The 13,803-nt window shown below is 48.3% G+C and carries 9 protein-coding genes; 6 read left to right on the top strand and 3 right to left on the bottom strand.

Annotation, left to right across the window (positions count from 1 at the left end):
* Positions 1–284 precede the first annotated feature (284 nt).
* The 3 genes from ilvD to LOZ91_RS12620 all read left to right on the top strand — a co-directional run bounded on the left by ilvD (position 285) and on the right by LOZ91_RS12620 (position 3,711).
* Complete coding sequence (ilvD, locus tag LOZ91_RS12630; RefSeq protein ID WP_244783316.1) at positions 285–1,970, top strand: dihydroxy-acid dehydratase; 1,686 nt, start codon at positions 285–287, stop codon at positions 1,968–1,970.
* Between the two features lie 150 nt (positions 1,971–2,120).
* A complete protein-coding gene (locus tag LOZ91_RS12625; protein WP_244783315.1) occupies positions 2,121–3,443 on the top strand; it encodes a hypothetical protein in 1,323 nt (440 codons plus the stop codon).
* The gene (locus tag LOZ91_RS12620) at positions 3,424–3,711 is read left to right on the top strand and encodes a chorismate mutase (RefSeq protein ID WP_005173592.1); all 288 of its coding nucleotides are present in this window, start codon (positions 3,424–3,426) and stop codon (positions 3,709–3,711) included. Before LOZ91_RS12625 ends, LOZ91_RS12620 begins: the two co-directional genes overlap by 20 nt.
* Positions 3,712–3,832: 121 nt before the next feature.
* Here LOZ91_RS12620 and LOZ91_RS12615 read toward each other — a convergent pair whose 3' ends face one another.
* The 3 genes from LOZ91_RS12615 to LOZ91_RS12605 all read right to left on the bottom strand — a co-directional run bounded on the left by LOZ91_RS12615 (position 3,833) and on the right by LOZ91_RS12605 (position 8,883).
* Positions 3,833–5,128, bottom strand: a complete 1,296-nt coding sequence (locus LOZ91_RS12615; RefSeq protein ID WP_044109780.1) for a solute carrier family 23 protein — start codon at positions 5,126–5,128, stop codon at positions 3,833–3,835.
* A 296-nt stretch (positions 5,129–5,424) separates the two neighbouring features.
* Positions 5,425–8,109 carry a phosphoenolpyruvate carboxylase gene (gene ppc / locus LOZ91_RS12610; protein ID WP_244783314.1) on the bottom strand — a complete coding sequence of 895 codons (2,685 nt, stop codon included), beginning with the start codon at positions 8,107–8,109 and terminating at the stop codon, positions 5,425–5,427.
* A 150-nt stretch (positions 8,110–8,259) separates the two neighbouring features.
* Positions 8,260–8,883: a TetR/AcrR family transcriptional regulator gene (locus LOZ91_RS12605; protein ID WP_180072901.1), complete on the bottom strand. Its 624-nt coding sequence runs from the start codon at positions 8,881–8,883 to the stop codon at positions 8,260–8,262.
* Between the two features lie 148 nt (positions 8,884–9,031).
* Between LOZ91_RS12605 and LOZ91_RS12600 the strand changes: the two genes are divergently transcribed.
* The 3 genes from LOZ91_RS12600 to LOZ91_RS12590 all read left to right on the top strand — a co-directional run bounded on the left by LOZ91_RS12600 (position 9,032) and on the right by LOZ91_RS12590 (position 13,784).
* Positions 9,032–10,135, top strand: coding sequence for an efflux RND transporter periplasmic adaptor subunit (locus tag LOZ91_RS12600; RefSeq protein ID WP_218208662.1), 1,104 nt, complete (start codon positions 9,032–9,034; stop codon positions 10,133–10,135).
* Positions 10,136–10,137: 2 nt separating this feature from the next.
* Positions 10,138–13,275, top strand: coding sequence for an efflux RND transporter permease subunit (locus LOZ91_RS12595; RefSeq protein WP_244783312.1), 3,138 nt, complete (start codon positions 10,138–10,140; stop codon positions 13,273–13,275).
* A gap of 131 nt (positions 13,276–13,406) precedes the next feature.
* Entirely contained in the window at positions 13,407–13,784 is a 378-nt protein-coding gene (locus LOZ91_RS12590) for a hypothetical protein (RefSeq protein ID WP_004280853.1), read from the top strand.
* The last annotated feature ends 19 nt before the right edge of the window (positions 13,785–13,803 follow it).

Genomic DNA, 13,803 nt, shown 5'->3' with positions numbered 1-13,803 from the left:
AATAACTTTAAAAGTTCTAATGATCTTTGTGCAGGCAGAATCTTACTTTTGACGGCGCAAAAGTAACAAAACGCTCTCGTTCTGCTAACTCTACTTCCCTGTAGAGCAGCGAAACAGCGACATCCATGTCGCTTGGTCATGTGATGAAATTTTTTTTAAAATTCATCAAAATGTTTTTCTGTAGGGTAATTTCTTTTACATGCTGAATGCTTTCTATACAATGATCTTAAAATAAATTGCCAAAGACCCATGTTTAAAATTGGTCATCGCCAAGGAATAAAATAATGAGTAAAGATAATATTCGTGAGCATTCAGCCCCTGTCTATGAAGGTATTGAAAATGCACCGGCGCGTTCCATGATGCGTGCCACCGGTTTTCAGGATGCCGATTTTAACCGGCCATTTATCGGCATTGCTTCGACCTGGGCCAATGTCACGCCTTGTAATATGCATATTGATGGTCTGGCCAGAACCGTAGAGCAGGGCGTGAGTGCGGCGGGTGGCAAGGGCATTATCTTTAATACCATTACCATTTCAGATGGCATTTCCAATGGCACCGAAGGCATGAAATATTCCCTGCTGTCACGGGAAGTGATCGCAGATTCGATTGAAACCGTGGTCGGCTGTCAGGCTTATGATGGAGTCATCGCGATTGGTGGCTGTGACAAAAACATGCCGGGCTGCATTATGGGACTGGCGCGCCTCAACCGTCCGGGGCTGTTTATTTATGGCGGAACCATTAAACCGGGCGAAGGCCATACCGACATGATTTCGGTATTTGAAGCAGTCGGTCAATATGCCAAAGGTGAAATCAACGCGATTCAGGTCAAGCATATTGAAGAAGTGTCTTTGCCGGGTCCGGGTTCCTGTGGCGGCATGTATACCGCTAACTCGATGGCCTCTGCGATTGAAGCACTCGGCATGAGCTTGCCGGGTTCCTCTGCACAGGAAGCGGTGTCGGATGACAAACAAATTGACTGTGCCCGGGCCGGTGAAGCGGTGATGAACCTGTTGCGACTGGATATCAAGCCGCGTGACATCATGACCAAGGCTGCTTTTGAAAATTCGATCAAAGTCTTGATTGCGCTGGGTGGTTCGACTAATGGCGTGCTGCATCTTTTGGCCATGGCGCATACCGCAGGGGTTGAATTGAGTCTGGATGATTTCGTACGGATTGGTAAAGATATTCCGTTGGTGGCAGATGTACGTCCATCTGGCAAGTATTTAATGTCTGAACTGATTGCCATCGGCGGGATTCAACCGCTGATGAAGCGCATGCTGGATGCCGGCATGCTGGATGGATCATGTCTGACGGTCACCGGTAAGACGCTGGCAGAAAATCTGGCCGATGTGCAGGACTATCCGGAAGGCCAGCAGATTATTCTGCCTTTTGATGCGCCCGTGAAAAAAGACTCGCATCTGGTGATTCTAAAAGGCAATCTGTCACCGAAGGGCGCGGTCGCCAAAATTACCGGTAAGGAAGGACTGCATTTTGCTGGCCCAGCTCGCGTGTTTGAAGGTGAGCAGGGTGCCATGCGCGGTATTCTGGATGGCGAAGTCCAGCCGGGTGAAGTGGTGGTGATTCGTGGCGTTGGTCCCAAAGGTGGCCCAGGAATGCCAGAAATGCTGAAACCGACCTCTGCGATTATCGGGAAGGGCTTAGGCGCTTCAGTTGCCCTGATTACCGATGGACGCTTCTCGGGTGGCAGTCACGGTTTTGTGATTGGTCATGTCACCCCCGAAGCTTATGATGGCGGCCCGATTGGTCTGGTACAAAATGGCGACCAGATTTCAATTAATGCGGAAACCCGGGAAATGACCTGGCATGTGGATGAGCCGGAGATTGCAGCACGTCAAGCAGCCTGGATCAAACCAAAACCGAACTATACCCACGGCGCTCTGGCCAAATTCGCCAAACTGACCTCAGGTGCAGAAACCGGGGCAGTCACTGACCTGAATCTTGAGCTCTAATCCATTGTTAAACATTGAACATTTGCTTATGACTTGATATAAGTTTTTACACCATGCAGGGCTTTGGCTCTGCGATCTTAAAAATAGATTATTCTGCGCAGATTTAGCTTTGTCGAGCTGCGCACTGTCATTCTTGTCGAGGCCGATCTCATGTCCCTGTTACGCCGTTGGTTTGATCCAATCCGATCGAGTTGGTTTTACCAGAAACCAATCCGTCAAACGGTGTTATCTATTCAAGATGGGCTGAGTATCCATTTAAGACTGGATGATGTGTACAGCTATCTGGTGGTACAGCAGTTACCGCAGCTTGAAGAAATTTTAAGTCCGCAGCTCAAGCCGCTGAAAGTCGTCATTTCCAGTGCGCATGCAGAACCCCCCAATCAGATGTCTTTTGAGGAATGGCAGCATTACACGATTAATGATGCCAAGATCTTGTCGAAACAGCATCGTTTCAGTTTTCATGACACGCCAGAATTGCCAAGCGCTGAAGCCTTGCAACAGGCGGAACTGATTTTACGGCGCACCCCGCTACGCGGGCAGGATTTCCTGTATCTGCTGGAAGATGTATTTCATATGCTCTGGCAAAAGCAGACCGGAAAATTACGTACCTTATATGCCATGGCCAGCCGCCATCATCAGCCACAGGATTTTCCCGAACGCATTTTTGACCAGACCCCGGTTCTGGCCAGCTATTTTGATTTGGGGGGCCGCCAGTATCAGGCGGTGGATGACCTATTACGTCTGACTCGGCGTCTGGAGCAGCAGAAACTGCTCACCGGCAATCCGATTTTCCTGATCAATCATATTGAATGGCGTGAGCATCTGATCAGTGATGCCGAAGAGCTGAACGAGATCCAGTCGATGGACCCGGAACTGGATTTATATATTGCGCTGGAAGATCCGATTTCCTGGTTGTTGCTGGCCTATATCAAAGAAGAACTGGCGGATTATTATAATATCCAGCTGAAAGTCTATCCTTTGTCTTACCGTGGCCGGGATGAGTTTGACTGGAGTCTGGCCACGCGTTTATCGAAACGGACTGAGGTCGAATTTACCCCGTTCTGCCGTCCGACTGAGCCGGCGATTGCCCCCATGGCGCAGTTATTTTATAGCTGTCCTGAAGAACAGCGCATTGAGGCCATGTATCAGATCTTGCAAGCTGTCTGGACCCGTGGTCAAGACTTGTCCTATGCACCGCATTTCCAGCGTATGCAGCAGCAACTCAACATTGCCGAGCTGAGCCAGGACGATATTCTGGCCAAGTTGCAGGACAATGATATGCTCTGTGAAATGAAGTCGCAGCCGAACTTTCCGGTACTGGAACTGCGCATCGATGATCAAAGTTATACATTTAATAGCTTATATCGGGTCTGGATGATTGAAAGTATTTTCAGTAATGTGTTAGAAGAAAAGTATAAGAGTAATAATCAAACTGAAAGTGAATTGAAAAAACATGGAAAAGATCAAAGCTGAATCACTAGAACATGCACGTCAACAGATCGATGCCATTGATACAGCTTTAGTTGAGCTGATCGCTGCGCGTCAATTTTATGTTGATCAAACCACCCGTTTTAAAAAAACTGAAACCGATTTACAGTCACCGGAACGTATGGAACAGATTGTAGAACATGTCAGAGCACTGGCGCAGCAGCAGGGCGTCGATCAGGAATTTATTGAACATCTGTATCGTGAAATGTTTCATTATTTCATTCAACGTGAATTGAAAGAGTTTCGCCCTTAACCAGACTTGTGCTTTAACAGAAGCCTTGCGGGGCTTCTTTTCATTTCTTTCATCGCAAAGTTGAAAAATATAAAGATAAAAAAAGCAGCCATTCGGCTGCTCAATACTTTTATTTCGAGTTTTATTTTTTATCGGCCAGACTAAAGAACCAGTTCAGGATTAATGCGGCAAAAGTTGCCGTACCAATACCACCCAGATTAAAACTGCCAAATGTCAGGGCAAAATCACCGGTACCTAAAATAATGGTCACCGCAGCCACCATCAGGTTCTTGTTCTGCGAAAAATCGACTTTATTTTCAATCCAGATTTTGGCACCGGCAATGGTAATCAAACCAAAGACCACAATCGAAGCACCGGTCAGAATCGCGGTGGGAATGGTATGAATCACCGCCCCAAACTTGGGTGATAAACCCAGGAAGATCGCAAAGACACCAGCCACTGCAAAAATGATGGTCGAATAAACCCGTGTTACGGCCATGACCCCAATATTTTCACCGTAGGTGGTCATGCCCGGGGCACCCACACCGCCTGCCAGAGTGGTTGCAACACCATCTGCAACAAAGGCCTTCCCAATATGCGGATCCAGATTCTCTCCGGTCATCGCGCCTACCGCTTTGATATGTCCCAGATTTTCAGCCACCAAAATCAGTGCAATCGGTGCAATGATCAACATGGCATTGACTTCAAAAGTCGGTGCGTGGAAGGTCGGTAACCCGAACCAGGCGGCTTGCTGAATGGGCAGGAAATTGATCGCAGTGCCATAACCCATAATATTGCTGAGCACGAAATAGATCAGATAGGCCAATAACAGCCCCACCAATAATAGCAGGCGTTGTAGCAGGCCCTTGGTAAAGACGGCAATTGAGCCCATACACATGACGGTAACCAGAGACATCCACATATTAAAGGTGTTGCCCATCACGCTTTTTACCGTCACCGGTGCCAGGTTTAGACCAATGATCATCACTACGGCACCGGTCACCACCGGTGGCATCAGCTTTTCAATCCAGCGCGTGCCGGTCGCCATGACCAGAAAACCCATCAGGGCATAGAAGATACCACAGGCAATAATACCGCCGGCTGCGACGCCAATATTGGGGTTGAGTCCACCACCACCGGCATAACCGGTTGCCGCGATGACCACCCCAATAAAGGCAAAGCTTGAACCTAAATAACTTGGAACCCGGCCACCGGTAATCAGAAAGAACAGGATGGTACAAATCCCTGACATTAAAATGGCCAGGTTAGGGTCAAAGCCCATTAAAAAAGGTGCCAGTACAGTCGCGCCAAACATGGCAAAAGCATGTTGTACACCCAAAACGACCGTTTGTGCGGGTGGCAAATACTCTGCGGTACCTACTGGGCGTGCATCGATGCTGCCCTCATAAGGGCGCCATTTGGGAAACCAACTGGACATAAAATGAGCACTCGAAAGATAAATTGTGCACATCATACTCTTGTTCTTTAGAAGATTTAATCACTTAAACAAAATTTTTGTTCAAATTAATTCTATGACTTTATTTAATATTTTACCGGGTGGTAAAAGAATTTTGAGTTAAAACTAAAGTGAAATCAGTAGATTAATTTCTTATAATCAATAGGGCTATGTATAAATAAATCTGATTTACTATATAAAATAAAATATTTCTTGGCTATTGACTGCTCAATAAAAAAGCACATCGCGAAGATGTGCTTTTAAACAGTCTGTTTGGATTAACCGGTATTGCGTAAACCCGCAGCAATTCCGGCAATACTGACCATCAAGGCATGATCCACCGGGGTATTTTCAGCTTGCTGCTGTTGCAGATAGAGACGACGACGTTTCATCAGCTCGGCTTGCAGCAAATGTAGTGGCAACAAATACGGTTTACGGACTTTCATGGATTGATCCAGGACGCCGTTGCTGCTCAGCAATTTGGATTCACCCTTTAACGTCAGCAAGGTCTGTACAGCATCCTGCAAACGCTGGCGCAGCTCTGTGCCGAGTACTTTGAGATCTTCATCTTGGGTCAGATGTGATTCATAGTACAGGGCCACATGTGCATCGGCTTTGGACAGCACCATTTCCAGCATATCAATCAGGGTCTGGAAATATGGCCACTCTGCCAGCATCTCATCGAGTACCGCACGTTGTCCCTGATCCAGGACTTCATTCAGCGCGGCACCGGTACCGAGCCAGGCAGGCAGCATCAGACGAATCTGGGTCCAGGCAAATACCCAGGGAATCGCACGCAAGGACTCAATCCCGCCACTGACTTTACGTTTCGCCGGCCGTGAACCCAACGGCAGCATTTGCAGTTCAAGTTCCGGAGTGACGGTGCGCAGGTATTTGACAAAATGCGGGTTTTCCCGCACGGTCTGGCGATAGACCTGAACCGAGAGTTCGGTCATTTGATGCATCAAGTCGCGCCATTCCTGTTTCGGCTCGGGTGGCGGGAGCAAGGTTGCTTCCAGTGTTGCAGCGGTATAAATTTCCAGATTCTGCAGGGCAATTTCTTCCAGTCCGAATTTAAAGCGGATCATTTCGCCCTGTTCAGTCACCCGAATCGTGCCTGAAATCGACCCCGGTGGCTGTGAGAACAAGGCTTGCTGGGTTGGCGCACCGCCACGGCTGATCGAACCGCCACGGCCATGAAACAGGGTCAGCTGAACGCCATGTTGCTGGGCAATCGTCGTCAGTTCTTCCTGGGCACGGTACTGCGCCCAGTTGGCCGACATAAAACCGGCGTCCTTGGCTGAATCCGAATAGCCAATCATCACTTCATGCTTGCCCTGAATATGCTGTTTATACCAATGCATATTGAACAGGGTCGACATGGTCTCGGCTGCACCGTCCAGATCTTTGAGGGTTTCAAACAGCGGTACCACTCGTAAGGCGTGCTTGATACCCGCTTCTTTTTGTAGAAGCAATACCGCCAGCACATCACTTGGATATTCCGCCATGGAAATAATATAGGCACCCAGAGACTCACTTGGCTGTTCTGCGAGGGTGCGCATGGTGGCAAAGACTTCCTGTACATCCGGATGCTGAATCAGACTGCCGGCTGGTTCATTCAGATGTTTTGGGAGCAAGGGACGTTTGCTTTGCAATTCTTGCAATAAAAAGTTTTGACGTGCCTGTTCGGTCCAGGTTTCAAAATTTCCCAGCCCTAAATATTCGGTAATCGCCGAGATCGCCTGACGGTGACGTCCTGATTCCTGACGAATATCCAGTTTCAGTAACTCAATCCCAAAGCTGTTGACCCGGTAAATAAAGTCCAGCAGGCTGCCATTGGCAATTTCGGCCAGATTGCAGTGCATTAATGAGCGATAGCAGGTCAATAGTGGCTGTAATAGCTCATCTTTACTTTTAATGACTAAACTATCATCGGCATCATTGCCCTTTAATTTTTCTGCCAGCCAGTGTCGGGTCGCTTTCAGGCGGCTACGGGTATCACGTAAATATTCACGATAGGGTTCCGGATGATCCTGACCCAATGCCTCGGAGATTTCCGTACTACATTGCTGAATGGAGAGTTCCCAGCGCAGGTTCTCAATATCGCGTAAATACAGATCGGCAGCTTTCCAGCGTGACAGCCACAACACTTCTTGCGTCACATTATGGGTGACATTCGGGTTGCCATCGCGGTCACCACCCATCCAGGAAGCAAAACGTACCGGTGCAATATTTAAGGGCAAGTTCTGGCCGCATTGCGCTTGCACCATGCCATTTAATTCTCGGATAAATTTCGGAACCGCATTCCACAGGGTCTGTTCAATGGTCGTAAAACCCCATTTGGCTTCATCGATCGGGGTCGGGCGATGCTGACGGATTTCATCGGTTTGCCAGGCCGAGCTAATCAGCTGTTTCAGGTCGGCCAGAACTGCCTGACGTTCACGTGGAGTCAGTTTCTGCTGGTCGAATTTGGACAGGGCATTATTGATACCATCATATTTCTGGATCAGGGTGCGGCGGCTGACTTCTGTCGGATGCGCGGTCAGTACCAGTTCAATTTTTAATTCACAGATTTGCTGGTACAGCGTGTCGGCAAAAATCTCCTGCTGTTTAAATTTTTCAAATAACGGTACCAGAGGATTAGGGGATTCTGCCGTGTCATCGAATTCGCTTTGACGGCGACGACGCACCACATGATATTGTTCGGCAATATTGGCAAAGTTCAAAAAATGGGTAAAGGCACGGGTTAGAGGCAGGATTTCCGCATCTTCCAGACTCAAAAATAATTGTTCTAGCTGTTTTTCTGCTTCGACCTGTCCATCACGTGCGCCTTTAGATAAAGCACGAATCTGCTCAATCTGATTAAACAAATCCTGCCCCGCATGTAATTTTAAGGTTTCCCCCAGCAAATTACCCAGTAAGCGTACGTCTTCGCGTAGTGGTGCATCAATTTGTTGAATCATTTTTATATTCCCTTAAATGCTTGCTTTGACTATACCGCGACTGTAGGACAATCCAAGTCCTTTACAGACAAAAGTTGCAGATATTTTGCAGATTTTTTAGCAAATTTTAGCCAGTATCCTGTCGCCAGCACTCAAGCGATCAGAAGGGATTTAGCCAGATATTCCGTATTTCAGCATAAACAGCTCAATCGCCTGACTAATGATCTGCTGCTGTTCTGTACTGGAGGGCGGAGCTGTAAGTCCGAGCAGGATTTTTTGATGACGTGTTCCGGTCAATAGGCACACGATCAGTTCGGTCTGTTTCTCGGGTCGATCGACCTGAATAAACTGGTAGTGCTGCGCCAGCGCAAAGAAATCATGCCAGACCGCCTCCAGTTTGGCATGCGAGGCCTGATAAAACTGCTCTGCCAGCGGGCTTTGCTGCGAGGCCAGCTCCATGAGTAATAGGTCCAGTTTGATGGCTTCAGGCAGGCTAATAATATTCAAAGCGCGTAAACAGGCCCGATAAAATTCCTGAGCAAAGTCACTGCTTGGCTGCAAGACCTGCGGATGCTCATGCAGAATGGCTTCACAGGTATCTTCAATGGCACAGCTGAACAGCGTCGCTTTGTCCTGGAAATGGTTATACACCGTCAGTTTGCTCACCCCGGCTTCACGGGCAATCTGGTTCATGCTGGAGGCATGATAACCATGCGCTAAAAATAGCGCTTTGGCCGCGCTCAGGATGCGTTGGCGTTTCTCCAGATCTTTCGGTCGTCCTACAGGTATTTGCACAATTTCTTCCAAAAAAAGTCAACTTGGTCATTGCTTTGAGGGTTCTGTTGTAATTAGTGTACCGGGTGGTATATTAATTAAAAAATAAGCAATTCAATATATCAGCATAGTTTGCCCGAAAAAAGATGATCAGATAAGAGCGAATAAGATGAGCAGGATTTACAGCGTGTTGGCTGGCATGATGATGCTTTGCAGTGTGACCTTAAATGGATGCAGTAAAGATACAATCGCCGCAGAACAGGAAATTCCCTTTGTCATGGTGACCACACCGAGCACTTCACAGCATGAACTGAAAAGTTATGCCGGCGATGTGCAGGCGCGTCAGCAAACAGCACTGGCCTTTCGGGTAGCGGGACAGGTGACCCAGCGCTTCGTTGATGTCGGGGACCAAGTCAAAGTCGGACAGGTGCTGGCCACACTGGATGTAAAAGATGCCCAGTTGCAGCTGAATGCGGCACGTGCCCAGCTGGAAAACGCGCAGTCTGCCAGTAAAATTGCTCAGGATGAACTACAGCGTTTCAAGCAGCTGTTACCGGTCAATGCCGTGAGTCGCTCGCAATATGATGCCATCGATAATCAATATAAAGCTGCACAGTCGAGTCTGAAACAGGCGCAATCCAATTATGATACTGCCAAAAACCAGACCACTTATAATCAGCTGATTGCCACTAAAAATGGCGTGATCACGGCACGAAATATCGAAACGGGTCAGGTGGTCGCAGCCGGGCAAGCGGCATATGAGTTAGCCATTTCCGGTGAGCGTGAAGTGGTGATTGGCGTGCCGGAACAGGCCATTTCAGAGGTCAAGGTCGGACAGCCTGCCACGGTGACTTTATGGTCCAAACCTGAAGAAAAATTTAGTGCCTTTGTCCGTGAAATATCACCAGCTGCGGATCAGTCCCGTACCTTCCGGGTCAAAGTCTCACTGCGCGAAGGCAATGCTCAGATCCAGCTCGGACAAAGTGCCCGGGTGTTTTTTCAGCACAGCCGGGACAATAGACTCAGTGTACCGCTGTCCAGTGTCTCAGCCACAGATCAACAAGCCTATGTGATGCTGGTCAAGCCGGATCATACTGTACACAAAGTCCCGGTGACTTTAGGGGCTTATGGTCGCGATAGCGTACCGGTACTCAGTGGCCTGAAAGCGGAAGATTATGTGGTGATTGGCGGCGTACATTTGCTGCGTGACCAGCAAAAAATCAATCCGATTAATCGTGAAAACCGTCCTGTGACCGTTCAGGCAGGGAGTTAAATATGAACTTTAACCTGTCGGAATGGGCTTTAAAGAATAAGGGCCTAGTACTGTATTTTATGATCCTGCTCGGGCTGATTGGCATCGTGTCCTATTCCCAGCTGTCGCAAAGTGAAGATCCGCCTTTTACCTTTAAAGTGATGGTCATTCAGACCTACTGGCCGGGTGCCAGTGCCAAAGAAGTGTCCCTACAGGTCACGGATCGGATTGAAAAGGAACTGATGACCACAGGGCAGTATGACCGCATCATGGCCTATTCGCGTCCGGGTGAATCCATGGTGACCTTTATTGCCAAGGATTCTCTGGCTTCGAAAGATGTGGCCGATGTCTGGTATAACGTCCGCAAGAAAGTCAGCGATATCCGGCATGAATTGCCGCAAGGAGTACAAGGCCCATTCTTTAATGATGAATTCGGCGATACCTTTGGCAATATCTATGTGCTCAAAGGCAAAGACTTCGATTATGCGACCCTCAAGGAATACGCCGACCGTTTGCAGCTACAACTGCAACGGGTCAAAGATGTCGCCAAAGTCGATTTAATCGGCCTGCAAGACCAGAAAATCTGGATTGAGATTTCCAACACCAAAGCCATCCAGCTCGGAGTTCCAGTCAGCGCCATTCAGCAGGCTTTGCAGCAGCAAAATGCCATGGCCCATGCCGGTTTTTTTGAAACCGGCTCAGACCGGATTCAGGTTCGGGTCAGCGGTGCCTTAAACAGTATTGAAGAATTACAGCAACTGCCACTTTTGATAAATGGCGAAACCATTCAGCTGGGAGATGTCGCTGAGATCTATCGCGGCTTTAGTGATCCGGCCCAACCCCGGATGCGTTTTATGGCTGAAAATGGCATTGGTATTGCCGTGTCCATGCGCAAAGGCGGCGATATTCTGGCACTGGGCAAACATCTGGAACAGGAATTTGCCCGTCTGCAAAAAACCTTGCCCCTTGGCATGGAGCTGCAAAAAGTCTCCGATCAGCCAGTGGCAGTCAAACGCAGCATTAACGAATTTATGAAAGTGCTGGCAGAGGCAGTAATTATTGTGCTGCTGGTCAGTTTCTTCTCGCTGGGTTTTCGTACCGGACTGGTGGTGGCCTTTTCGATTCCGCTAGTATTGGCCATGACCTTTGCCGGCATGCATTTATTTGATGTCGGCCTGCATAAAATTTCCTTGGGTGCCCTGATTCTGGCACTCGGTCTTCTGGTCGATGATGCGATTATTGCCATTGAAATGATGGCGATTAAAATGGAGCAGGGCTATAGCCGGCTTGAGGCGGCAGGCTTTACCTGGAAAACCACCGCCTTTCCAATGCTGACCGGCACCCTGATTACCGCCGCCGGATTTTTACCGATTGCCACAGCAGCATCGAGTACCGGTGAATATACCCGTTCTATTTTTCAGGTGGTCACGATTGCACTGCTGATGTCCTGGATTGCCGCGGTGTTATTTGTGCCTTATCTGGGCGATAAACTGCTGCCCAATTTCAACAAAGACTTGATACAAAAAGCGCCGTGGTATCAGCGCCTTTGGGCGCGTTTGCGCAAGCAGCCCGAACCTCAGCCGGTCGTACATCATGCCGGCGAACAGCATGACCCTTATCAAACCTGGTTTTATCAAGGTTTTCGCCGTTGGGTAAATACCTGTGTGACCTATCGTAAGACCGTGATTACAGCAACGGTAGGAATTTTTATTCTCTCCATTTTAATGTTTAAGCTGGTGCCACAGCAATTTTTCCCGCCCTCGAATCGGGCTGAAATTCTGGTGGATCTCAAACTCGAAGAAGGCGCCTCTCTGAAAGCCACCGAAGCTGCGGTGAAAAAAGTTGAAGCCTTTTTGTCGAAACAGCAGGGCATTGATAACTATGTGGCCTATGTCGGAATTGGTTCTCCGCGTTTCTATTTACCGCTGGATCAGCAGCTGCCGCAAACCAGTTTTGCCCAGTTTGTGGTGCTGGCATCCTCTTTGGAAGATCGTAACGAAATCCGTCAATCCTTGAGTGACCAGATTCGGCTGTTATTACCGGAAGTCCGTACCCGGGTGTCCCTGCTGGAAAATGGCCCTCCAGTCGGTTATCCATTGCAGTTCCGGGTCTCTGGTGAAGATCTGGGACTGGTTCGTGAATGGGCGCAGAAAGTCGCCGCAACCGTGGGCGAAAATCCGAATACCACCAATGTACATCTAGACTGGGGTGAGCCGAGCAAAGTCATCAAACTGGAGATCGATCAGGATCGTGCCCGTCAGTTGGGCGTGACTAGCAGCGAACTGGCCAATGTGCTGAACAGCTCGATTTTGGGGGCCGGCATTGATCAGTATCGGGAAAAGCGTGAACTGATTGAAATCCGTTTACGTGGTGCGCAGGCTGAACGTGTTGATGTCGCTTCTTTAAGCAGTCTGGCGATACCGACGTCACGTGGTACTTCGGTACCGTTGGCACAGCTTGCCAACATTGAATATAGCTTTGAAGAAGGCTTGATCTGGCATCGGAATCGTTTACCGACCATCACAGTGCGTGCCGATATTCGCACGGCCTTACAGCCGGCCACTGTGGTGAATGAATTACACGATTCACTGCACCAACTTCGAGCTGAGTTGCCGAATGGCTATCTGCTGGAAGTCGGCGGCACGGTCGAAGAATCCGCGCGTGGCCAGAACTCGGTCAATGCCGGCATGCCTTTATTCCTGGCGGTGGTGATGACCCTGTTAATGATTCAGCTCAAGAGCATCTCACGGGCCTTTATTGTATTCCTGACCGCACCTTTAGGCATTATCGGGGTGGTGTTATTCCTGTTACTTTTCAATAAACCTTTCGGTTTTGTGGCCATGCTCGGGACAATTGCGCTCTCTGGAATGATCATGCGAAATTCCCTGATTCTGATTGACCAGATCGAGCAGGATATTCAGGCCGGAGAATCCCAATGGGATGCCATTATCAATGCCACAGTCCGCCGTTGTCGCCCGATTGTCTTGACCGCATTGGCCGCTGTTTTAGCCATGATTCCCTTGTCTCGCAGTATTTTTTTCGGGCCGATGGCAGTGGCAATTATGGGTGGTTTAATTGTGGCGACACTTCTGACCCTGTTTTTCCTGCCTGCCTTATATGCACAATGGTTTAAAGTGAAAAAAAGTTTAAATTCTGTTTAAAATTGTCATAATTTCAGGTGCGAAATATTGAAATTTTCAATATAGTAGCAGCTGAGATTTTTATAATTTAAAAAAATAAGTAACTACTGCATTGGCCGAACTGCCAATCCGGTAATGAGGTTAAACCAAACATGACTCAAACTACATTAACCAAGATGCGACGTTCCGTAGCGATGGCTTATGTCTTCATGTTTTTGGCCTTATTTACGCTATTTAGTGGACTTTTTGCTTACTGGTTGGCCCGTAAAGTGACGCAAGTCGATTATGCCGAAGTCTGGTTACAGGCGCAGGCCTTGTGGATCATGCGAAATATCGTGATTTATACCATTTTGGCGCTCTTTGCTGCGCTGTGGTTTATTCCGCTGTTTTTCTTTGCCTGGGACAGCCAGTTATGGGTCAAGGCCTGTGTCGTGACCGGGGTGATTTTCAGCTTTATTGCCTTTATTTTCCTGCTCAATGCCTGGTTTAAAGGCCTGCATAAATTCTCTCAAAATAAAGCCGTGTTCTAAAGCATATAATTTTTTTCAT

It is taken from the genome of Acinetobacter sp. F-1 (assembly GCF_022869025.1).
Classification (GTDB): domain Bacteria; phylum Pseudomonadota; class Gammaproteobacteria; order Pseudomonadales; family Moraxellaceae; genus Acinetobacter; species Acinetobacter pseudolwoffii.
The sequence above is the reverse complement of the archived record's forward strand: the minus strand, read 5'-3'. Positions and strand labels throughout refer to the sequence as shown.